The organism is Fictibacillus fluitans (assembly GCF_030418125.1).
Lineage (GTDB): Bacteria > Bacillota > Bacilli > Bacillales > Fictibacillaceae > Fictibacillus_C > Fictibacillus_C fluitans.
Genome location: NZ_JAUHTR010000020.1, coordinates 13432 through 34758 on the forward strand (window position 1 = coordinate 13432; position 21327 = coordinate 34758).

Genomic DNA, 21327 nt, shown 5'->3' on the forward strand with positions numbered 1-21327 from the left:
ATAGGAGTGAGGACATGTACATTTCGGCAAGAGAACGGCTGATATTCGAGATCTTGTTATCCAAAAAAGAAGAGATGACAGTCAAAGATCTTGCGGATGCCATTGATGTCAGTACCCGTACCATTCACCGTGATTTAAAAGAACTGGAAAATACGCTGAAAAGCTATAACTTAGAACTTCTTAAAAAGTCCGGCGTCGGCATCCAGATAGTCGGGTCCGAGGAAAATATGGAAGAGCTGAGGATGGCGCTCTTTCAACTGTCGTATAACGAATACACGCCGGATGAGCGGCAGACCATTATTCTTTGCACACTGCTTGAAGCAAAGGAACCGGTGAAGCTCGTATCCCTGGCGCACGACCTGAATGTCACCATTGCCACCATCAGCAATGATTTGACGAAACTCGAAGGCCGGCTGAACGAGTTTCACCTGACTCTTGTGAGAAAACGGGGATACGGAGTGGAAATCACTGGAGACGAGAGCGCAAAACGGAGGGCGATGAGCCAAATCATTGCTCAGAACCTGAACGAAACCGACTTTTTGTCTCTTGTGAAGGAGAATATCCAGAAGCGTTCCCTGCAAACGACCGATTCGATTTCCGAACGGCTGCTTGGCCTGGTGGAAAAGAGCCGGCTCATTACGGTGGAGCATGCCATCGAGGAAGTGAACGAAGAGCTTCCTTATCCAATTGCCGACAGTGCCTATATCGGGCTTGTTGTTCACTTGTCCCTGGCGATCGAGCGGATTCTGCAGGGCGAAAACATCAATATGGATGATGCGTTTCTCGAGAGGCTGAAGCTTGCGCCGGAATATAAAGCCGCAGAGAAGATCATCAACAAGCTGAAGAAGGTATTTGATACCGACATTCCGGAAGCGGAAATCGGCTACATTACAATGCATTTGCAGGGGGCCAAGCTTCGGCGGGACAAAGAGTACCTGCTGGAGGAGTCCAGCTTTCAGACAGCGGTTAAAGCCAAGAGCCTGATTACGTATATCGCTGACCAAACAGGCACCGACCTGCTGCAGAACACATCGCTTTTTCAGGGGCTGGTTACCCATTTAAAGCCGGCCCTCTACCGCATTAAGCAGGAGATGGGCATTACCAACCCGCTTTTGCCAAAAATCAAAAGTGATTATAAAGATCTTTTTGAATTGGTGAAGGAAGGGACAGCGGTCATCTTTCCCGATCTGGACGTTCCGGATGAGGAAATCGCGTATCTGGTCATGCACTTTGGATCCGCGCTGATGAACGGACGCGAGTCCAATGATCTGAAGGCGCTCGTCATATGCTCCACTGGCATTGGAACGTCCAAAATGCTGGCTACCGTGCTCAAGCGGGAAATTCCGGAGATCAGTGAGCTGAAAAATGCCTCGATTTTTGAAATGAATCATATGGACACCACTTCCTATGATCTTGTCATCTCAACGGTAGAGTTGCCGGATTACCATCTGCCGCATATTGTGGTCAGCCCGATTCCCGATGAGGAAGAGCTGAAGAAGGTCAGACAATGGATTGCCGAAATGAAAAACATACGGCAAAGAGCGGAACGTGTTCCCGCTAAAGCCGTGAAAAAGGAACGGGATCCGCTGCAGGTCTTGGCACAAATGGAAAACATCAAGCATTATACCGATGCCGTTACCGATGTGCTTCGCGGGTTTCAACTCTTTCAAGCGGGGAGCGGACAAGGTGTGGAAGATGTGTTGCGGGAAGCATGCGGTACATTGGAGGCTCAAGATGCTTTGCGGGACAGCGAAGGCGTCTTTCATGCGCTGATCGAGCGGGAAAAGTTAGGCGGATTGGGTATTCCCAATACTTCACTTGCACTTTTTCATGCGCGCAGCCCATATATCGCAAAGCCGTCCTTCACGATTTATGAGCTGCAACCTGCAGTGACGGTTACTGCGATGGACCAGTCGGCCATTGAAATTGGCCGCATTTTACTGCTGCTTGCTCCAGAGGCGTTTACCAGCCAGGGGTTGGAGGTACTGAGTACTATCAGCTCTCTTATTATTGAAGATCAGGAGAGCATTACGCGGTTTGAAACAAAGGAAGAACAACAGATAATGTCTTATCTTACAGAAAAGCTTCACCAGTTTTATGACGAAAAACTACAAGATATAAGGAGAGGTTAACATGTCAACCATTCTAAACGAACAAAACATTGTACTGAAAGCAGACGTAGCCAACAAAGAGGAAGCCATTCGCCTGACAGGCCAATTGCTCGTGGAAAACGGCTATGTTGAACCGGACTATGTTGAAAAAATGCTTGAGCGCGAGGAATTGACCTCTACGTACATGGGGAACTATGTAGCCATTCCTCATGGAACAGAAGATGCCAAAAAATCCGTAAAAGAATCAGGAATTGTGATCATCCAAGTGCCTGAGGGTGTAGAATTTGCACCAGGAAGCGAAGTTAAGCTGTTGATTGGAATTGCCGGAAAAGGCGATGAGCACCTTGAGCTTCTTTCTAAAATTGCGATTGTCTGCTCCGCGGAAGAAAACGTTATGGGAATCGTGAACGCTTCTTCCAAGGAAGATGTTATGGCATTCTTTGAGGATGTTGAGTAAGATGCTTGCAGTACATTTCGGAGCAGGCAACATCGGCAGAGGATTTATTGGCAACTTATTGTACCAGTCTGGCTATGAAACAGTTTTCGTGGACGTGAACGAGGAACTCGTCTCTCTTTTAAATGAAAGAAAGCAATATACCGTGGTTCTTGCAGATGAAAGCCAGCAGGAGCAAATCATCAAAAATGTAAGTGCGGTAAACAGCAGTACCGATGCTGAAAAAGCGGTGGAAATGGTGGCTAAAGCTGATCTTGTCACAGCGGCAGTCGGACCGAACATTCTGCCCTTTATTGCCGGGACGATCGCAGAAGGATTGAAAAAGCGCACAGCGGCAAGTGACGCTCCGCTGAATATCATTGCCTGTGAAAACATGATCGGCGGAAGCACCCTTTTAAAGGAAAAGGTATTTGAAAAACTGAATGAAGAAGAAAAACAGCAGTTTGAAACCCGTTTTGGATTTCCGGACGCAGCGGTCGACCGCATCGTTCCCAACCAATCCAACGAAGACAAACTAATGGTTAAGGTTGAGCCTTTCTATGAATGGGCAGTGGACCAAACCAAAATCGTGGGTACAAAACCCGATGTGGAAGGCATTACGTATGTGGATGACCTGAAGCCGTATATTGAACGCAAATTGTTCACCGTGAATACCGGCCATGCAGCAGCTGCCTATCTCGGTTATTACGGCGGTGTACCAACGATCGACCAGGCCATGAAGAACCCCGAAATCAAAGAAGTGATCGAGGGTGCAGTGAAGGAAACCGGAAACATGCTCATCAGCAAATACGGCTTCGAGCGTGAGGCGCATGAAGCGTATGCGGCCAAGATTGTAAACAGGTTCACAAATCCGTATATCTCGGATGAAGTGACCCGTGTGGGACGTTCCCCGATCCGCAAGCTTGGACCGAACGACCGCCTTGTCAGCCCGGCGAAACAGTATCATGAATTAACAGGCGACATGCCCGCTTCTTTAATCAAAGTGATTGCAGCGGCTCTCCTATATGATTACAAAGAAGACCCGGAGGCTGTAAACGTTCAGGAGACCATTGCGTCAAATGGCCTGGAGCAGGCGATTGAGCAGTTCACGGAAATCCCGGCAGCGTCTGAGCTGTCCAAGGCGATTGTCAGCCAATATGAGAATATGAAAAAATAAATAAAAGCAGGAAGGCGCTTGAACAGCCTTCCTGCTTTTTTTGTTAGAAAACCCGGCCGGTGCTGATGACCGTCTGGCCGCCGGTCTCTTTCAGGATGCGGTTTAAGTCGGTAAGAATCGCACCTACATCCCGCAGTATGGTCAGCGATTCATACCGTTTCAGAATCACCAGGCAGTTGGATTGGATTTTCTGTGCTTCTTTCAAGCTGGAAATTAGAATCATTAAATTTTCCGCCGATGGATTAATGACGGTTTCTCCATAATGGGCGACACAGACCGCTGTTTGTTCGATGGCCCGGTTTAACTCTTGAATTTCTTCAGAGTCGTTGTCTGTATCAATAATGGATGACAAGTCCCGTATACCGCGCGCAATCCCGCGGATTTGCAGGGTAATGTGGTTAAGGTGCTTCATTCCTGTTTCAAGATGGGTGAGCCGGATCCTTCTTTTCGTAAAAAATGGGGTAAAGCGAAGATTTTCTCTGGCGAGCACGACCGCATCGATTCCTTTCTCGTTCCGTTCTGTCAGTTCTTTGACTTCCTGCTGAATCTCCCGGCGGTGAGACAGATTCCTGTCCCACAGTACGACCAGATCCTTTAATGTCTTGGCAGCCTGATTGGAAAGCTTCAGAAGCAGCTCTTCGGCTGCCGGAATGGCATTCGGAGGAACAAGCAGGGCATTGGTCAGAACGGCGATGGCAGAACCAATGATCGTTTCAATAATGCGGCTGAACGCATACCCCTGTCCAAATGCGAGAACGAGGATCGAGCTTACACACACCTGAGAGGTTACCCCTGCAGGCATCTTGAAGGCTGTTGTTACGGCCATGCTGATCAGGACAACAAGCATAATGGACCCCGCATTTAGTTTAAGAAAATAGCCGATCAGCATACTGATCACAACGCCGCCTATGACACCGGTCACCCGGTAAAACCCTTTTTGCAGGGAGCCGGCGATGGTAACCTGCATGGTCAGAACAGCGGCCAGCGGGGCAAAAAATGGATAATCATTTTGGGAGAGGTGAGTCGATACGGTCCAGGAAAGCGCGGCTGCGATCGCTGTTTTTAATACCTGAAGAGTAAGCCCCAGGCGAAGTAATACTTCCAGTCCTTTTTTCAATGGCGTTTTCCTTTCTATACAAAGTTTCTATTACAGGTCTTTTTCCACAAGGAAAGATGATGAAACCTGCAAAAACGTTCTTTTCTATACTCAGTATTTCCTTACATGCAGGTATTTTAACAGATTTAGGCTGTGTAGGGGAGCCCGGTGGCGGGTAAATGTTCCATTATGGCCGGTAACTAGAAATATGTTTCGTATCACGTCTCAAAAGGGTAAGTATAATCACTCCCCATTTGATTTTGCTTCTAAAAAGCAGGAAGCAAAAATACATTGGATGAAAGACGAAATGTATTTAACAAAAGATTTTGACTACTTGGGCAGCAGGCGTTATAATAAGTCAAAAGGAAGTGAGTATAAATGAATATGCTAAAAAAGATTGTTATTCGAGGGATCGGATCTAATCTTCTTGTGCTGTTTGCCATTTTGCTTCTGCCGGTGTTCCTGTTGACGGATAATGTCAACGTCTTTCAAGAACTGGTTGATTACATTTTCAAGCCTGATTAATCGATAAACACCACTCATGCGTGGTGTTTTTTATGTGGGGAAAGTTAAAGTGAGGAGAGGACATCTATGGGAAAAATCATAATGCTCGTGGCCGTTTTACTTGCCGGTATGGGACAAGGCATGCAGGCAGCTGTAAATGGAACGCTGGGAAAGAGAATCGGCTCAATTGAAGGGGCATTCGTTTCCTTTTTTACCGGAACAATCATGCTTTTGGTGATTATGCTGATCTGGGGAAACGGGAGCTTGAGCACCGTTTGGCAGGTGCCGAAATGGAACCTGATCGGAGGCATACTTGGGGCAGTCTATGTGTTTATCGTTATTCTGGCGGTACCGAAAATTGGCGTAACGAGCGCCATTACTGCTGTTATTATCGGCCAGCTTATCATGAGCGTGACCATCGATCACAATGGCTGGTTTGGCAATGAGGCCATTCATCTTACATATAAAAAGGTGATCGGGCTGGTGCTGTTGTTGGCCGGTTTGTATTTTGTGTTTTCGGACAAGCATTAAGCATGTTTTTTCTTGAATTACAAGCATTGTTTAAAAGAAGGGCCTGTGATAATTTTAAAAAGAGATGTGCTTCAGAGCCAGGGGAGGCGCCTGAAGGACAGGGGTTATCTGCTTGATGATGAAAGCGTTATCAGGGAGATAGAAAGAGGGGGAGAGAGACAATGGAATACGGAGTGATGATCTCCATCGCCATTTATATGGCGGGGATGCTTTTAATCGGTTATTTTGCCTATCGCCGGACAGCTAATCTATCGGATTATATGCTCGGAGGCAGGGATTTGGGACCGGCTGTTACCGCGCTAAGTGCCGGGGCATCGGATATGAGCGGCTGGCTGTTAATGGGTCTTCCCGGGGCGATGTATGTATCGGGATTAAGCGCAGGATGGATTGTTGTGGGATTAACGGCAGGGGCTTATTTAAACTGGCTTTTTGTTGCTCCGCGGCTGCGGACCTATACAGAAATTGCGAACAATTCCATTACGATTCCGGATTATTTTGAGAACCGGTTTAAGGATACTTCACGTATTTTGCGCATAACATCTGGAATTGTTATTTTAATCTTTTTTACGTTTTATGCGTCATCAGGTATGGTTGCCGGCGGGGAACTCTTTAAATCAGCGTTCGGACTTGATTACATGACGGGGATCTGGCTGACTGTCAGCGTTGTGGTGCTGTACACGCTGTTTGGCGGGTTTCTCGCCGTCAGCTGGACCGATTTTGTTCAAGGCACCATCATGTTTATTGCGTTGATTCTTGTTCCGGTTGTAACGATTTTCAACCTTGGCGGAACAGGAGAGACGTTCTCTGAGATTCGTTCCATTAATCCAGAATTGCTTGATGCCTTTAAAGGAACAAGTTTCATCGGCATTATTTCTCTTTTGGCCTGGGGGCTCGGATATTTCGGGCAGCCGCATATTATTGTCCGGTTTATGGCCATTAACTCCGTGAAACAAATGAAAAGCGCCCGCAGAATCGGCATGGGGTGGATGATTTTTTCCATTGTCGGCGCCATGTTTACCGGACTTGTTGGAATCGCGTATTTCCATCTTAACGGCGGAACGCTTGAGAAGTCGGAAACGGTATTCATCGTACTGTCGGATGTGCTGTTTCATCCACTAATCACCGGGTTCCTGCTGGCCGCCATTTTGGCCGCGGTCATGAGTACGATTTCCTCTCAGCTGCTTGTAACATCGAGCGCGGTAACCGAGGACTTTTACAAAGCCTTTTTCAGAAGGTCCGCTACGGATAAAGAACTTGTCCTGGTCGGCCGGCTGTCGGTATTGCTCATTTCTTTGATTGCGCTCGTTCTGGCTTTGCATCCGAACAAAACGATTCTGAATCTTGTCGGCTACGCATGGGCTGGGTTTGGAGCGGCGTTCGGCCCGGTTGTTCTTCTCAGCCTCTATTGGAAGCGCATGACGAAATGGGGAGCGTTCTTTGGAATGATCTCGGGTACCCTGACCGTTATTATCTGGGAACAAATTAAAGCGTTAGAAGCCGTCTACGAAATTATTCCGGGCTTCATCGTCTGCGGAATCGTCATTATCGCAGTCAGCCTTCTGACAGCCAAGCCATCAGCTGACATCGAAAAAGAATTTAAAGAAGCACAACAGATAGCATAGGGAAACCATGCGAAGCCGTCCTTTAAAAGGGCGGTTTTTTTTTGTGGGCTTTTGCATTAGCTCCGCTGTTCTTGGTGGTAATTGATTTGCGTTTCAGGATGCTCGCTTTCCGTGGGGCGGGCGCTGAGCCCCATCGGCGCAAGCGCCTCATTGGGTCTCACCTGTCCCGCTAGTCCCACAGGAGTCTCGCACCTTACACTACAATCAATTTATCAAGGAAGCCACTAAAAAATTCCGCTGGCTTTTTACACTGTCACCAAATTGCCATACTGTTCTCGTCTTGAACAGTTCAACTCTTGAACTAGTTATGGTCTAATAGAAAACAGAGGTGAATAGAATGGATGTTGGAAAATGGAAAAGCATTTTCGGCCGGTATGAAGCGGCTTCTTTTACAGTGAATAAGCGGTTTGGTTCGATGATCAAGGAACAGCTTCAGGATGTGCTGACCGTCGAGCAGCAAATGACACTGAGCTATATTAAGCGGTTTGGGTCCTGTACGACCACAGAGCTCGCAGAGGCTTTTTGTGTGCAGAAAAGTGCAATCACGGCCATTGTCACAAGGCTGGCGGAAAAGGGGTACATCCACCGGATCAGAGATGAAAAGGACCGGAGAATCGTTTATTTAAAATTGACGGAGGAAGGATTGAAGGTTTTTCAGTGGGGAGAGGAAAAAGTTTTTGAAGTGGTTTCTCCATATTTGAAAACGTTCAGTGAGGAAGAGATAGAAACCTTCTTAACGCTGTATGAAAAACTGGCGTCACAGGTGAATGAGGAATAGGAGAGGGGAAACAGAATGAAAGCTGTGCTTAAAGCAAAGTGGCTGATTGCCGTCGTGTGGATTGCCCTGGTGGCGGCACTGGTGCTGCTGGCGCCTAATATGGCGGATCTGGTGCGCGAAAAAGGACAGATCAACGTGCCGGACGGATATTCATCCAGCTACGCCCAAAAGCTTCTGGATGATGTGGATAAAAAAGAGAAAAAAGCGGATGAATCACAGGTGGCGCTTGTGTTCCACCGAGATCAAAAGATGAGCAGTAATGATCTGAAAGAAATAAAAAGCGCCTTGCAAGAATTGAAACAGGATAAAGAAAACGCTGGGATTACAGAGGTTCTTACCCATTTTGATAATAAAGAACTGAAGGATCAGCTGGCGTCCAAGGACGGAAAGACCGTGCTTTCCCTTGTGACGGTCAATACCTCGAACAAGGAAGCATCTGAGATTTCCGATTCCCTTTACAGCGAGCTAAAGAATGTTAATGTTCCTCACTACTATACGAGCAGCTGGATGATCGATGAAGATGTGGTCGCGAGCTCACAGGAAGGGTTAAAGAAAACGGAATACATAACTGTCGTCTTCATTCTCGCGGTTCTGTTTGTCGTTTTCCGTTCCCTGGTGGCACCGCTTATTCCGCTCGTAACGGTCGGAATCTCATATATTGCGGCACAGTCGATTGTAGCGTTTTTGGTGGACCGCTGGAATTTTCCGCTGTCCACGTTCACGCAAATTTTCCTTGTGGCGGTTCTTTTCGGAATCGGGACCGATTATTGCATCCTTCTGCTCAGCCGCTTTAAGGAAGAGATGGGCAGGAATGAAAGCTTGCCGGATGCGATTCTGGCTACGTATAAAACGGCGGGCAGAACCGTGTTTTTCAGCGGCCTTGCCGTTATGATCGGATTTGCAGCGATTGGTTTTTCGACGTTCAAACTCTATCAGTCTGCTTCGGCTGTAGCGATCGGGGTAGCCGTGCTTCTGCTTGCTCTATTAACACTCGTCCCGTTTTTTATGCTGGTTCTCGGGAGCAAACTGTTCTGGCCATCGAAAGCGGCCATGGAGCACAAGCAAAGTAAACTTTGGGGAGCAGCAGGGTCATTTTCTTTTAAACGCCCGCTCGTGACCCTTATTATTGTCGCTGCCATCGTTACTCCTTTTCTGGCAACCTATGACGGCGAACTTTCATTCAATTCACTGGATGAAATCGGAGATAAGTATAATTCCGTTAAAGCCTTTAACGTAATTTCGGAAAGCTTTGGTCCTGGAGAATCTCTTCCCGCCAAAATCGTACTGAAAAATGACGAACCGATGGACAGCTCGGAATACATGGCAACAATCGAAAAGATCAGCCGGGAAGTCGGACAGGTGAATGGTGTTGACCGTGTGCGGAGCGCCACCCGTCCGGTGGGTGATCAATTAAAAGAACTGCAGGTTACCAAGCAGGCAGAGTCACTCGATGACGGATTGTCCAAAGGGAATGACGGGTTGAAAAAAATAAGCGGCGGGCTTTCCAAAGCAAGCTCACAGCTCAGTGATTCCCAGCCGAAAATGAAACAAACGACCGATGGGATCGGAGAGCTTGTCAATGGCACTAACAAGCTGAAATCGGGAATCGGTGATTTGTCCGGTGCACTTTCCCAAATTGAAACCGGAATGCGCGATGGTTCCCAGGGTGCAGGAGATTTGAAAGCCGGAGTAGAAAAGGCGAAATCAAGTGCGGATCTGCTGGCCAACAGCAGCCAGGAGCTGCTTTCAGGTTATGAGGCCATGGAAAATGGGCTTGGGGAGCTGCAAGGCGGATATGCACAAGTGGGGCAGCAGCTCAAGACAACAGCAAACGGGCTCTCCCAGCTGCAAGGAAGCTTTGCGCACCTTGAATCCAAATACGGCAGTGAAGATCCAGCTCAGGATATTAAACAGGATCCGCAGTATCAGGCGCTTAAAGGCACTGTCACCCAATTGCAGGGCGGGCTCGGCAAGATGGCCGGCGGGCTGCAGCAGTTGAACGGAAACCTGAATACCGTTAAGGCCAATATGAGTAAGGCCAATGCGGGGCTGTCCAAAGTGGCATCCGGTCAAAAGCAGCTGGCTGACGGTCTGGGTTCTATTTCAGCCGGACTCGGTGAACTTGAATCAGGAATCAATAGAGCAGCGGACGGCCAGCAGCAGGTGATTGCGAAGCTGCCGGAAGTACAGGGTGGTCTTGCGAAGATTGCCGGAGGCCAGGAACAGCTGAAAAGCGGGCTTGGACAAATGGATTCCCAGCTGGCTGAGCTTTCTAATGGACTGAACTCCAGCGCCAAAGGCATAAAGAAGGTATCCGGGGGAATCGACTCGGCCAATGATTACCTTCAGTCTTTGTCTTCAGCAAAAGATCCCGAGATGGCCGGCTGGTTCCTGCCTGAGGATGTTTTGAAAGATAAAGAGTTTCAGCAGGTGTTTGACGAGTACATGCCGGGTGACCGGAAATTAACAACCCTGGACGTGATTTTTAAGGAAAACCCTTATTCTCAGGATGCGCTTGGCCAGGTGGATGAAATAAAGAAAGCTGTAAAGCGGGCAAGTACGGACACCAACCTTGAAAATGCAAAGTTCGGAGTGAGCGGTGTAACAAGTATCTATTCCGATCTGAACGATATATCGGCATCCGACTATTCAAGAACCGTTGTATTGATGCTTGTGGGAATTGCGATCATTCTCATTATTATGTTGCGTTCCTTTATCATGCCGCTGTATATTATCGCTTCGCTGATTCTGACGTACTACACGGCTATGGCATTTACCGAATCGATATTTGTGAATCTGCTCGGGTATTCGGGTATTAACTGGGCGGTACCGTTTTTTGCCTTTGTCATTCTCGTGGCTCTTGGCGTGGATTACAGTATCTTTTTGATGGACCGGTTTAACGAATACAAATCGCTTTCTGTGAAAGAAGCTATGCTGTTATCGATGAAGAATATGGGGACAGTTATTATTTCGGCTGTTGTCATACTGGGAGGAACATTTGCAGCGATGTATCCTTCAGGTGTTCTTTCGCTTCTGCAGATTGCAACCATTATTTTAAGCGGTCTGCTGCTATACGCCTTTGTCATTTTGCCATTGTTTGTACCTGTGATGGTCAAAACCTTTGGAAAGGCGAACTGGTGGCCCTTCATGGAATCTAAAAAAGAATAGTTTCATTTCAGCAGTGTGCCAGGGGTGCACTGCTTTTTTTTGCAGGTAAAAACAAAAAAAGAGACAAGATGTATGAAATCTTGTCTCCATGTGAGTGATTAGCAGCCGCCTTTTCCGCAGCCTCCGCCAAAATGGCCTCCGCCCCATGAGCAGCCGATAATGATCAACAGGATGAACAGAACGACGATGATGGCAAAGCCGCCGCCATAACCGCAGCCTCCCCAGCCCGGATATCCATATCCATAGCCAAATCCGCCGCCGCCGAATCCTACGCCGCCAACTCCTGCGCCTCCAAATCCACCAGCAAATCCTGGGCCTCCGCCAAAGCCGTAACCGTATCCAAATCCTTGACGCCTATTTCTTAAACCAGACAATGTGTAGATCTCCTTTCTTCCAGCTTTTTATTAAAAGTTACTTGCCATATAGAATATGAAAAATGGCTGGAAGGGTTTGGACATCTAATGGGACAATGGTGGAATTTGCCGGGATTGCAGATGGCGAAAATTATCGAATTTCCCCGGAAATATTATTTAAGAGGTTTGGAAACAGAAATTATAAGGATCTTTTCTTTAATTCATGCTCCAGTCTTCCAGTCAGTGTAAAGAAAAACATTCTAAAGTCGGCGCGCAAAGACCACAGAGGGTGGCCGAAGGTTGCTGGTTTATTTCCTTCAACAAAAAAATGGCTATACCAGGCAAGACTGTAAGCAGAAATTGGGGCGGCCAGCAAGAACCAGGCATTGGTCGTTGCACCGAGTGCGAGAAAGATAAAGACAAGAGATGTACCTGTAAAATGCCAGGCCCTCGTGCTTTTCTTGGAATGCTGTGATAAATAAAAGACCCAAAATTCCTCAAACGTCTTTATTTCAGTTTTCTCCGTCTGGTAATCAACATGGTGCATCGCAGTGTTCCTCCTTCAAAGCTTGTACTTATAAGTTTCGATATCCATCACTTTTTTCCTTTAAAAGGAAGAATCTGCCCGTTTACAACACAAAAATAGATTAGCTTTTTGTCATAAGGGTAAATTAAACAAAGACTAGTGCTACAGGAAAAAGGAAGGTGCCAATATGCTAAAACCACAAACAATAGAACGCGTAAATGTGCTGTATTCTCTTTTGGGACAGCAGCTTCAAGAGGAAGATTACAATGAAGACCGGCTTCAGAAGATAACAGAGATCAGCCAGCTTCTAAAAGAAGATGTGGAAGTAGGAGAACAGACGACAGAAGTCTTTGACGATATCGTTTCTGTAGGCCAGGATGCAATGGAAACAAAACAGGATAAAAAACAGTTTCTTGAGTCCAAATCCAGAGAACTGAATGAGTATTATGAACATCTGAAGAAATTGATGGAACAATAAATGGTTTTAAATTAAACATTCCAGGGAACAGAGACAAATGAAAAGAGTCTAGACTTGGAGGGATTACAAAATGGATGAGAAAAAAGTAGTTGGTGTTTTTTCTACAGAAGAAGAAGCCGTAACCGCAATTAATTCGTTGAGAGAACGAGGATATGCGGAAGAAGACATCTCAGTAATCGCCAGGGATAAAGAGGAACGGCGCCATATTGAAGATGAAACAGGAACCAAAGCTGGAGAAGGTGCTGCTGCAGGTGCGGCAACAGGCGGCGTGCTTGGAGGCGTGAGCGGTCTTCTTGCTGGACTTGGAGCCCTCGCCATCCCGGGTATCGGACCGATTGTAGCTGCTGGCCCTATCGCAGCTACTTTAGGGGGAGCGGCCATTGGAGCAGGAGCCGGTGGTCTTGTCGGAGCACTGGTCGGTATGGGCATTCCCGAAGATGAAGCAGAGGAATACAACAATTATGTAGAAAGCGGGAAGATCCTTGTTCTTGTGGACGCAGATAATGAACGCCGGGAACACGTTTACGACACGTTCCGAACCAACAACACGCTGAACTCCCGTTATTATGATGACAGAAACCTGCCAGGGGAAGACAGCGGCAAGATCTATTAAAAAGCAATATCTTTTAAAGAAGCTAAAGCAGCGTAAACCGCTGTTTTAGCTTTTTTTATTGCGCCGTTTGTCGATGAAATGTTGTTGCTTAGTAGGTTGGAATGGTGTAAAAATAAAATAAAACGACTAGTCATTTTATTGGAGGGATTGCATTGGTTACATTCAGAAGATTAAGCACGCTAAGCTTTGAAGAAGCGGTTCATCTGTTCAATGAGGGATTTAAGTTTTACTTTACGGAAATTCATCTTACAGTGGATACCCTGATCAAAAAGATAGCCAATGAGGAGCTTTCACCTGAACGTTCTCTGGTCGCCTATGATGGAGAGCAGCCCGTGGGATTTATCTTGAATGGCTTTAGAACGATCAACGGTCAGAAGGTTTCCTGGAATGGAGGCACAGGTGTTATTCCAGATTACAGAGGAAAAGGGATCGGCAAGGAGCTGATGACAGCCTCTATGGAACTTTATAAGCAGGAGGGAATCAACTTCCTTATGCTTGAAGCAATCTCCGAAAATACAAAAGCCATAAAGCTTTATGAAAAAATGGGTTATAAAACAATCGATGAGCTGGCGTTCTTTTCTAACGAAGCTCTTTCACGGGAGGCATTCCCTTTCAACGGAAGCTATGATGTTGTCAATGCTTTTCCGCAGGAGGCAGCGGCTCTTGATTTCTATGACCATTTTGCGCCATGGCAGACTCAGGTTCAGGGTCTTGCAGGTGCAGAGGCAGTGATGGTCAAAGCTGGTGAAGAAACAGTGGGTTATGCAGTGTACCGTAGAATCAGAAACAGTGAAGGCAAGATTGAAAATATCATCCTTTATCAGTGCAAAGGAAAACCGGACTATCATAAGACCGAAGATGTGGTTTCGTGCTTGCTTCATGCTGTGTTTCAACCATCTCTCCTGGATTGCAAGCGCATGACGTTCAATTTTCCGAGGAGCAACGAGCCTGTATGCCGGGCATTGGAGGATGAAGGTTTTGTCACCACTATCGAACAGGTTCATATGTCAAAGACAATTTAGCAGAAAATAAAAGGGTTTTGGCGGTTCGCACAGAAAAAGGTGTGCATACAACCATGAGATCAGTACATTGGGGGAAAAAGCATGCCAAAGGTTTCACAGCAATATAAAGAAGAAAAGAAAAACGTAATTTTGCAGGGAGCACTCCGCTGCTTTGGTGAAAAAGGGTATGAAGCCACTACAATTGACGATATTGTGAGGGTGTCCAACTTAAGCAAAGGAGCCATCTATAATTACTTTAGCAGCAAGGAAGAAATCTATTTGCAGCTTCTTCAGGGAGAAACAAGGGATTTTTTCCTGGAGGTTAAAAGCGAGTATCCTGCGTTGAAGACGGCTACTGAAAAGCTGCGTTTTTTATTTCAACGGTTCCAGAAACAACAGCTTACAGATGAGCGGCGAAAATCCTTCAGGCTTTATACAGAGTTTTGGCTGTACAGTGCACGCCAGGAGGATTTAAAGAAGCTGATGGAAGAACGATACCGGGAATTCACTGGTTTTATCCAGGAAATTATAAAAGAGGGGCAGGAAACAGGCGAATTCAAACCTATGGATGCTGAATTCATTGCTCAAATTTTTTGGGCGATCCGTGACGGCAATGCTCTTCACTCTTCATTGCTTGGTGAAGAAGAAAGGTATAAAAAGACATGGGAAATGATTGAGGCATTTTTTTTCAGCGGCATATCATCAACAACCAATCGGGAGTAGCAGGGTCTCCCGATTTTTTTGTGCCATAAAGGCGAATAATTTCCCGGGTTATAAACCATAGTGTCGAAATTACGCATTTAATTCCCCAAACAAACGGTTGTCTGTCAAATCAGCTCGTATTTTATCAACTGGTTAAGCATTGCCATTTACAGGAAATGGGGTAAACTAAAATTTGGGTTTTTTGCAACCTTTTGATCAGGTGCATCGACTAAGCAGGTAGACAGGGGGAAACGCAGTGAATGACTCGTTTGACCGGTTGTACAGTGACTATCACCAATCTCTGTTTCAGTTTATTTTTTATATGGTGAGGGACAGGGAGGCAGCGGAGGATATTGTTCAGGAAGTCTATATCAAGGTGTTAAAGGCGTATCAATCGTTTCAGGGAAAAAGCTCGGAAAAAACATGGCTGTACTCGATTGCCAGACATGTGACCATAGATTGGATCCGCAAGCAAAACCGGCGGAAAAGAAAGCTCCTTTTTTTCAACCTTTCCCAGAAGGAAAATCAGATTGCAGACCTTCAGCCGCTCCCGGACGAGTTTGTCACACAACAAGAATCGGTCAAGGAATTGTACCGTGCCTTAACAGACTGTACGATTGCGCAGCAGCAGGTACTGGTTCTGCGTTATATTCAATCGCTTTCCATAACAGAAACCGCAGCGATACTGGGCTGGACGGAGAGCAAGGTGAAAACCACACAGCACCGGGGCCTCAAGAAACTTAAAGGGCTGCTGGATGAGAGACCTGGTTTGGAGGAGGAATGGAAAGATGGAATCGTCTAAATGGACAGAAGAAGAGATCCAGAAACAGCTGGAGAAAATGCCCTCTGTTAAAGATAAGCGCTCAAAAGAATTCATCTTTCATGAAATCGAAGGAAAACTGGCAGCATGGTCCCTGCATAAAAGAAGGGTTAAAAAAACGTGGATGATGCCTGGAATGGCAATGGCATTTATGCTTGCGATTGTCCTCATTCTTATGCCCCTTCCTTTTTTCAAAAAAGAAGCCGCGGCACCCGGCATGCCGGAACGCACGCTGCCAAAAGGAAACCAGGAAAATCCGAATGCTGTGGCAAGGGATCCGGAACCGCCTGCAGGAAGAGCGGATACACGTGAACATCAAAATGATGCTCCGGTAAAGGAGAAAGAAAAGGACCGGACGATACCGAAAGTCGAAAAAAAACCGCAGGGTGACAATCAAGGGAGTACTGCTCCACTACCGCAAAAAGAGCAGCCTGCGGACAATAACGCAGGTGGAGACGAGGAAGCTCCGCCTGTGACTGTTCAGGCATCCAGCGATGAAAACTATCATTCTCCCCTTATGATGGATGAATTGAACCAGCAGCAAAAAGAAGGCAAATCCCTGGTGACCGTTGCGTATAGCGATGAACAGGCAGAGTTGGTGGTACCGCTCTCCTTTCTTGTAAAGGGAGGAGGAACGTATGCCGATAAAGTGGAAGATGTGCTTGGCTCTTTCCATCCGGAAAAGGTGGGCCTCCAGCCAACACTGCTGAACCAGGCAAAGCTTTCCGAAAAAGAAGGAGCAGTGGTTGTTAATCTGCCGGCAGGGAGTGTCTCGTCTTCTGAAGAAGCATTGCTGCCAAAAGTGCTGGGCTATACATTCGGTTACCGTGAAGGCTATTCGACGGTAAAGTTTGAAACAGATGGAAAACCGGGTTATGACTTTTCCTCCCAGGGTCCAAAGGAAGAATTGGATGTAAATGGGGTAAGGGGAGGAGCCGCTTTTGCTTATACCACATCAACAGGTGATGAGTTTCTGGTAGAAAGCAATGCAACAACCTTTGCTAAGCCTGCCGAAACGCTGGAGAAAGCGGTGGACCAGATGAACGAGGGCTATAAAGATAAAAAGCTGGAGCCCGTTGTGCCGGAGGATAAAACCCTCCAAGTGGAACAGTCCGGGTCGAAAACAACGGTTACTGTGGAAGGTAAAGGCGAAGCGGGTGATGAAGAAACCCGTAAAATGATGGATGCTGCTCTTGTGACAGCAAAGAATTACGGAAGTGAGACGGTAGAATTTGACGATGAAGCCAGCACCACTAAACCGGCCGGTGAACAGAAGGAAGAACAGATCGGTGCTGTAAATTATATGGAAACGAAAGAATAGCAGAAAAAAACAGCCAGGTAAACATTACCTGGCTGTTTTTTATTTAGTACCTTGCAATATACAGTACTGAATGGTACTCTATAGTTGGAAAGTAAGTATATGGGAATTATCAAAAGAGTATTTTAGTAGCCCGAAAGAGGGAAGAAGGCGGCGGTCACAGTGAATGCCCAGTTTAAAAAAGGAATTCTTGAGCTTTGTGTGTTAGTGCTCACAGCGAAAGGTGATAAATATGGTTACGAATTGGTGCAGATGATTTCGGAAAAGTTTTTCATTGCGGAGGGAACGGTTTACCCGCTCTTGCGGAGACTGACAAAAGAAGGTTACTTTTCAACGTACCTGAAAGAATCATCCGGCGGTCCACCGCGTAAATATTATACGCTGACAGTGGAAGGAAGAGCCTACATGGATGAATTGGTGAGTGAATGGAACACGTTTTACGAGGGTGTCAATTTAATTGTTAAGGAGGGATTAGGGGATGGTGCAGAGTAAATTCATGTCTCAGCTGAAGGCGCAATTGCAGGATCTGCCCAAAGCTGAGCAGCAGGATATTTTATATGATTATGAGGAGCACTTCAGGTCAGGTCTTGAAGAAGGGAAAACAGAGGAAGAAATCGCGGCCTCCCTTGGTCAGCCACAGGCGATTGCGCGTGAAGTGAAAGAGGAGTTTCGCGGGAAGGAGGCTAAGCCGAAGCCATCCGCTGATTCGGTCGGAAAAGCGATTCTTGTCGCGGTTGCCCTCGGTTTCTTTAACCTCATTTTTATTCTCGGACCATTTTTTGCAGTGGTGGGTGTACTGATCAGCCTGTTTGCCGCCTCCTTTGCCTTGCTTCTGTTTCCGTTTGCTTTATTATTCAGCTGGAATCAGCTCAGCGGTTCTGCAGACTGGCTGATTGGCGTGTTTGCGATTCTCGCTTCACTTGGAGCTGGGGTTTTGATTGGAGTAGGCTCCATCTTTATAACACGCTGGTTTTACAGGTTAACCATGAGATACCTTCAATTCAACGTCAAGATGATTAAGGGGAGACAGGGATGAATTCAATATTAAAAAAGCTGGCTGTCATTGCGGCGATTTGTCTTGGAGTCGGGCTGATTGGTATGTGGAGTGTTTATGCAACATCTGAACCTACTATGTTTTCCTTTGAAAAAAGCAAAACAAGAGAGCTGTATGATGAGAAAACTCTTCATGCAGGGGCGGTCAAATCGATAAATATCAGATCCAATACTGCAGATATCCTCGTTAAAGAATCGAACACCGAGGAAGCGAGGGTAGTGCTCGACGGCCAAAAAGGAAATGGGACCGATTACAGCCTGAAAGCAGAACAGAATGGCGGAGAACTTGATATTCGGGTCATTGAGAAGAACCGTCTTTTTATGATAGGTTTTCATTGGAGCCCGAAGCTGACAGTCTATGTTCCTGCTAAAATGTATGATCAGTTCAATGTATCTACCGACACGGGGGATGTCAGCCTTTCCAGGTTAACAGCGGATCAGGCAGAGATTGAAACCGATACGGGTGATATCAAAGCTGAAGGATTGTTTAAGGTAAACAGGCTGAAGGCAGAGAGTGAAACCGGAGACCTCTCCTTCAATGAATACAGGGGAGCGAGTCTGGATTTGCAAACCGACACCGGCGATATTCAAGCTGGACGGATTTCAAAAAACGCGAAGGTGACCATAAAAACGGCTACGGGAGATATAGATGATCTGACGATGGAAAGCGCCCAAAAGAATGTTCATATTGAGACCAATACCGGAGATGTGGCTCTTACCATGGAACAGCCTCCTGCCTCCATGGAACTTGAAGCATCATCGTCCACCGGCGATATCAGCGTCTCCCCTCAATGGAAGGTATCTTATATGGAGAAGAGTGACCACAAAGCAGAAGGGAAAGCGGGAAAAGGTGGTCCGAAAATCATGATTAGATCCGATACCGGTGATATTGATCTGAATTAAATACAAAACAAACCTGCCTGGAATCCAGGCAGGTTTTTTATATAGCTTTATGGATAGTGCTCGTTTTAGCCGGAAGTCCTGCGCCTTTTTGGCGCGACAGCCCGAGATAGATGCCTGCCACGATCAGCAGAAGAGCGAGCGAATGGTACCAGTGGATCCTTTCATTCAGAAAGAGTGCGGCGAAAAACAAGGAGCTGATCGGCATGACGTTTAAAAACAGGGTGGTTTTGCTCGGACCGATCTCTGAGATTGCCATGTTCCACCAGGACGTACAAAGAGCGGTGGCAATACAGCCTGAGAACGCCATCACGCCAAAAGAAAAGAGGTCTGCATGATAAACCGACGGCTCAACAGGGAATAGGAACCACATTATCAGTAAAAGCAAGGCGCCAAACAAGTGGCTGAAGGTCGTTACCTGAAAGACGGAAGCCTGTTTTACGGCTTGCTTAATCAACAGACCGCCGGCGACATAGGCGAGCATGGAGAGAAATACAATCAGGTTTCCTTTCACGGGATCTGTTCCGGCTGAGCCGGGGTGGCCGACGACAATAAGGACACCTGTAAAGCCGAGCCCGATGCCGATAAAGCGTTTAAGGCTGAACTGATCACCGAGAAACAGCATCGCCAAAAGAGAGGTGGTCAGCGGGTTCAGCCCGAGTATGAGGGAGCCGGCCGAGCCTGATGTAAACCGCAGTCCCTGTGAGATCAAAAGCTGATGCAGGAAGATCGAGGTAAAGCCGACCAAAAAGATGAGCACCCACGCCGAAATCGGGAGTTTTTTTATTCCCGGTTTCCATTTGGAATAGGTGAAAATAAGCAGGCACAAAGCGGCCATTGAAATTCTCCAGGCAGAGAGCTGTACGACCGGAAAAATTCCTGAAAGGTATTTAATCATAATTACGTTGAGGCCCCAGATAATCGTTACGATACTTAACGAAGTCAATATAAGGTAAAACTTCTTTTTTTCCATTATGTAATCCCTCTGTCCTTTATGTTCTGCCATCGAATATATACCTGTTTCAAGAATTTGTCTATAATCCGCCAGATAAAAGAAATGATTTTTTTGGACATACTGTTAGTAGAAGTGAGGTGACAGGCATGACAAAAATACGGCTTGGCTATGTAGCGATGAGCATGGAGCTGCAGAATGCCTCTCCATCCCAGACGATGACATATGCCCGCTTTTCGCAGATTGAAGACCGCGGAGCAGCACTCAGGAAACTGGAGAGGATTGCAAAATCCAACCTTGAGAACACGCTTCGTCTGCTAAGGCACAACGCGGCTCATGACATTCATTTTTACCGGATGACCTCCAGGCTGATCCCGCTGGCCAACCACAAGGAGCTGCTGGACTGGAAATACATGCTGCCATTAAAAGAGTCGCTGCGGGAGGTAGGGGATTTCGCAAAAAAGCATAAGATGAGGCTTGATTTTCATCCGGATCATTTCGTGCTGATCAACTCCCCAAAGGACGAAGTATTAAAGAATACGATTCAAACCCTGCAGCTTCATTATAAAATACTGAAGGGCATGAACATTGATCCTGTGCACCGCTGCGTCATGCATGTGGGCGGAAATTACAAGGAAACCGATGTGGCCCTGGAGCGATTCGTTCACAACTGGATGTATGTACCGCACCGGCTTCAGGAGATGATTATGCTAGAAAATGATGACACATCATTTACCCTTGAAGATACCCTGTATCTTTGCGAAAAACTGGGCATTCCCCTGGTCTTTGATTATCACCACCACCTGGCACACCACAAAAATGAAAACTGGCAGGAAAACTGGGAGAGGGTGGTCAGCACGTGGTCCCATTCACCGCTGCCGCTAAAAATACATATCTCCAGCCCAAAGAGTGAAAAGGAATTCCGGCATCATGCGGACTATGTTGACCCGGATTTGTTTTTTCGTTTCCTGAACGGAATTAAGGGGAGCGTTTCCCAAGTGGACTGCATGATTGAAGCAAAACGCAAGGATGAAGCGCTGTTTCAGCTGATGCGGAATATTAAGGAAAGAAAAGAGGCTGAAGTGATCGACGGAGCTTCTTTCTATTTGAAATAAACACCTGAAAGCCCTTGAAAGCATAGGGTTTTTTCCCTTTGGAAGGAAACATTCTTCTTAGATTGATTTTGGTATT

At 46.6% G+C, this 21327-nt stretch carries 23 protein-coding genes; 18 read left to right on the forward strand and 5 right to left on the reverse strand.

Annotated features, from left to right (window positions below):
* Nucleotides 1–14: 14 nt before the first annotated feature.
* From QYB97_RS22445 to QYB97_RS22455, 3 genes are read left to right on the forward strand one after another with little or no spacing between them, the layout of a single operon-like run.
* Nucleotides 15–2132 carry a BglG family transcription antiterminator gene (locus QYB97_RS22445; protein ID WP_301168240.1) on the forward strand — a complete coding sequence of 706 codons (2118 nt, stop codon included), beginning with the start codon at nt 15–17 and terminating at the stop codon, nt 2130–2132.
* 1 nt (nt 2133) lies between these two features.
* Nucleotides 2134–2568 carry a PTS mannitol transporter subunit IIA gene (locus QYB97_RS22450; protein WP_301168241.1) on the forward strand — a complete coding sequence of 145 codons (435 nt, stop codon included), beginning with the start codon at nt 2134–2136 and terminating at the stop codon, nt 2566–2568.
* A gap of 1 nt (nt 2569) precedes the next feature.
* On the forward strand, nt 2570–3721 hold the full coding sequence (locus tag QYB97_RS22455; protein WP_301168242.1) for a mannitol-1-phosphate 5-dehydrogenase: 1152 nt from the start codon (nt 2570–2572) through the stop codon (nt 3719–3721).
* A 43-nt stretch (nt 3722–3764) separates the two neighbouring features.
* Here the strand turns inward: QYB97_RS22455 and QYB97_RS22460 are convergent, their stop codons facing one another.
* Nucleotides 3765–4838, reverse strand: coding sequence for an FUSC family protein (locus tag QYB97_RS22460; RefSeq protein ID WP_301168243.1), 1074 nt, complete (start codon nt 4836–4838; stop codon nt 3765–3767).
* 357 nt (nt 4839–5195) lie between these two features.
* Between QYB97_RS22460 and QYB97_RS22465 the strand changes: the two genes are divergently transcribed.
* From QYB97_RS22465 to putP, 3 genes are all read left to right on the forward strand, one after another.
* The gene (locus QYB97_RS22465) at nt 5196–5342 is read left to right on the forward strand and encodes a hypothetical protein (protein ID WP_170834480.1); all 147 of its coding nucleotides are present in this window, start codon (nt 5196–5198) and stop codon (nt 5340–5342) included.
* 66 nt (nt 5343–5408) lie between these two features.
* A complete protein-coding gene (locus QYB97_RS22470; protein WP_301168244.1) occupies nt 5409–5852 on the forward strand; it encodes a DMT family transporter in 444 nt (147 codons plus the stop codon).
* A gap of 161 nt (nt 5853–6013) precedes the next feature.
* Entirely contained in the window at nt 6014–7474 is a 1461-nt protein-coding gene (putP, locus tag QYB97_RS22475; RefSeq protein WP_301168245.1) for a sodium/proline symporter PutP, read from the forward strand.
* Between the two features lie 56 nt (nt 7475–7530).
* On the opposite strand, the gene QYB97_RS22480 is transcribed toward putP, so the two are convergent.
* Nucleotides 7531–7653: a hypothetical protein gene (locus QYB97_RS22480; RefSeq protein WP_301168246.1), complete on the reverse strand. Its 123-nt coding sequence runs from the start codon at nt 7651–7653 to the stop codon at nt 7531–7533.
* A 158-nt stretch (nt 7654–7811) separates the two neighbouring features.
* On the opposite strand from QYB97_RS22480, the gene QYB97_RS22485 reads away from it, so the two are divergent.
* Nucleotides 7812–8252, forward strand: a complete 441-nt coding sequence (locus QYB97_RS22485; protein WP_301168247.1) for a MarR family winged helix-turn-helix transcriptional regulator — start codon at nt 7812–7814, stop codon at nt 8250–8252.
* A 15-nt stretch (nt 8253–8267) separates the two neighbouring features.
* Entirely contained in the window at nt 8268–11420 is a 3153-nt protein-coding gene (locus tag QYB97_RS22490) for an efflux RND transporter permease subunit (protein WP_301168248.1), read from the forward strand.
* A gap of 98 nt (nt 11421–11518) precedes the next feature.
* Here the strand turns inward: QYB97_RS22490 and QYB97_RS22495 are convergent, their stop codons facing one another.
* On the reverse strand, nt 11519–11794 hold the full coding sequence (locus tag QYB97_RS22495; RefSeq protein WP_301168249.1) for a YjcZ family sporulation protein: 276 nt from the start codon (nt 11792–11794) through the stop codon (nt 11519–11521).
* 178 nt (nt 11795–11972) lie between these two features.
* Nucleotides 11973–12320: an Mpo1-like protein gene (locus tag QYB97_RS22500; protein ID WP_301168250.1), complete on the reverse strand. Its 348-nt coding sequence runs from the start codon at nt 12318–12320 to the stop codon at nt 11973–11975.
* A gap of 166 nt (nt 12321–12486) precedes the next feature.
* Here QYB97_RS22500 and QYB97_RS22505 point away from each other — a divergent pair, with 166 nt between their 5' ends.
* The 9 genes from QYB97_RS22505 to QYB97_RS22545 all read left to right on the forward strand — a co-directional run bounded on the left by QYB97_RS22505 (nt 12487) and on the right by QYB97_RS22545 (nt 19187).
* Nucleotides 12487–12777, forward strand: coding sequence for a hypothetical protein (locus QYB97_RS22505; protein ID WP_301168251.1), 291 nt, complete (start codon nt 12487–12489; stop codon nt 12775–12777).
* Nucleotides 12778–12847: 70 nt separating this feature from the next.
* Complete coding sequence (locus tag QYB97_RS22510) at nt 12848–13390, forward strand: general stress protein (protein WP_301168252.1); 543 nt, start codon at nt 12848–12850, stop codon at nt 13388–13390.
* Between the two features lie 152 nt (nt 13391–13542).
* A complete protein-coding gene (locus tag QYB97_RS22515) occupies nt 13543–14412 on the forward strand; it encodes a GNAT family N-acetyltransferase (protein WP_301168253.1) in 870 nt (289 codons plus the stop codon).
* Between the two features lie 81 nt (nt 14413–14493).
* Nucleotides 14494–15114: a TetR/AcrR family transcriptional regulator gene (locus QYB97_RS22520; protein ID WP_301168254.1), complete on the forward strand. Its 621-nt coding sequence runs from the start codon at nt 14494–14496 to the stop codon at nt 15112–15114.
* Between the two features lie 235 nt (nt 15115–15349).
* A complete protein-coding gene (locus tag QYB97_RS22525) occupies nt 15350–15895 on the forward strand; it encodes an RNA polymerase sigma factor SigX (RefSeq protein WP_301168255.1) in 546 nt (181 codons plus the stop codon).
* Nucleotides 15882–17234: a hypothetical protein gene (locus tag QYB97_RS22530; protein ID WP_301168256.1), complete on the forward strand. Its 1353-nt coding sequence runs from the start codon at nt 15882–15884 to the stop codon at nt 17232–17234. The genes QYB97_RS22525 and QYB97_RS22530 overlap by 14 nt, the downstream gene beginning before the upstream one ends.
* A gap of 159 nt (nt 17235–17393) precedes the next feature.
* Nucleotides 17394–17723: a PadR family transcriptional regulator gene (locus QYB97_RS22535; RefSeq protein WP_301168257.1), complete on the forward strand. Its 330-nt coding sequence runs from the start codon at nt 17394–17396 to the stop codon at nt 17721–17723.
* Nucleotides 17710–18267 carry an HAAS signaling domain-containing protein gene (locus QYB97_RS22540; RefSeq protein ID WP_301168258.1) on the forward strand — a complete coding sequence of 186 codons (558 nt, stop codon included), beginning with the start codon at nt 17710–17712 and terminating at the stop codon, nt 18265–18267. Before QYB97_RS22535 ends, QYB97_RS22540 begins: the two co-directional genes overlap by 14 nt.
* Nucleotides 18264–19187, forward strand: a complete 924-nt coding sequence (locus QYB97_RS22545; protein WP_301168259.1) for a DUF4097 family beta strand repeat-containing protein — start codon at nt 18264–18266, stop codon at nt 19185–19187. Before QYB97_RS22540 ends, QYB97_RS22545 begins: the two co-directional genes overlap by 4 nt.
* A 37-nt stretch (nt 19188–19224) precedes the next feature.
* Here QYB97_RS22545 and QYB97_RS22550 read toward each other — a convergent pair whose 3' ends face one another.
* Nucleotides 19225–20157 carry a DMT family transporter gene (locus QYB97_RS22550; RefSeq protein ID WP_301168260.1) on the reverse strand — a complete coding sequence of 311 codons (933 nt, stop codon included), beginning with the start codon at nt 20155–20157 and terminating at the stop codon, nt 19225–19227.
* A gap of 128 nt (nt 20158–20285) precedes the next feature.
* Here QYB97_RS22550 and uvsE point away from each other — a divergent pair, with 128 nt between their 5' ends.
* Nucleotides 20286–21251 carry a UV DNA damage repair endonuclease UvsE gene (gene uvsE, locus QYB97_RS22555; RefSeq protein WP_301168261.1) on the forward strand — a complete coding sequence of 322 codons (966 nt, stop codon included), beginning with the start codon at nt 20286–20288 and terminating at the stop codon, nt 21249–21251.
* Nucleotides 21252–21327: the final 76 nt, after the last annotated feature.

Excerpts from the sequence above, each read along its gene's own strand:
- QYB97_RS22445 (WP_301168240.1), top strand. The coding sequence starts at position 15 with ATGTACATTTCGGCAAGAGAACGGCTGATATTCGAGATCTTGTTATCC.
- QYB97_RS22450 (WP_301168241.1), top strand. The coding sequence starts at position 2,134 with ATGTCAACCATTCTAAACGAACAAAACATTGTACTGAAAGCAGACGTA.
- QYB97_RS22455 (WP_301168242.1), top strand. The coding sequence starts at position 2,570 with ATGCTTGCAGTACATTTCGGAGCAGGCAACATCGGCAGAGGATTTATT.
- QYB97_RS22465 (WP_170834480.1), top strand. The coding sequence starts at position 5,196 with ATGAATATGCTAAAAAAGATTGTTATTCGAGGGATCGGATCTAATCTT.
- QYB97_RS22470 (WP_301168244.1), top strand. The coding sequence starts at position 5,409 with ATGGGAAAAATCATAATGCTCGTGGCCGTTTTACTTGCCGGTATGGGA.
- putP (WP_301168245.1), top strand. The coding sequence starts at position 6,014 with ATGGAATACGGAGTGATGATCTCCATCGCCATTTATATGGCGGGGATG.
- QYB97_RS22485 (WP_301168247.1), top strand. The coding sequence starts at position 7,812 with ATGGATGTTGGAAAATGGAAAAGCATTTTCGGCCGGTATGAAGCGGCT.
- QYB97_RS22490 (WP_301168248.1), top strand. The coding sequence starts at position 8,268 with ATGAAAGCTGTGCTTAAAGCAAAGTGGCTGATTGCCGTCGTGTGGATT.
- QYB97_RS22500 (WP_301168250.1), bottom strand. The coding sequence starts at position 12,320 with ATGCACCATGTTGATTACCAGACGGAGAAAACTGAAATAAAGACGTTT.
- QYB97_RS22505 (WP_301168251.1), top strand. The coding sequence starts at position 12,487 with ATGCTAAAACCACAAACAATAGAACGCGTAAATGTGCTGTATTCTCTT.
- QYB97_RS22510 (WP_301168252.1), top strand. The coding sequence starts at position 12,848 with ATGGATGAGAAAAAAGTAGTTGGTGTTTTTTCTACAGAAGAAGAAGCC.
- QYB97_RS22520 (WP_301168254.1), top strand. The coding sequence starts at position 14,494 with ATGCCAAAGGTTTCACAGCAATATAAAGAAGAAAAGAAAAACGTAATT.
- QYB97_RS22530 (WP_301168256.1), top strand. The coding sequence starts at position 15,882 with ATGGAATCGTCTAAATGGACAGAAGAAGAGATCCAGAAACAGCTGGAG.
- QYB97_RS22540 (WP_301168258.1), top strand. The coding sequence starts at position 17,710 with ATGGTGCAGAGTAAATTCATGTCTCAGCTGAAGGCGCAATTGCAGGAT.
- QYB97_RS22545 (WP_301168259.1), top strand. The coding sequence starts at position 18,264 with ATGAATTCAATATTAAAAAAGCTGGCTGTCATTGCGGCGATTTGTCTT.
- QYB97_RS22550 (WP_301168260.1), bottom strand. The coding sequence starts at position 20,157 with ATGGAAAAAAAGAAGTTTTACCTTATATTGACTTCGTTAAGTATCGTA.
- uvsE (WP_301168261.1), top strand. The coding sequence starts at position 20,286 with ATGACAAAAATACGGCTTGGCTATGTAGCGATGAGCATGGAGCTGCAG.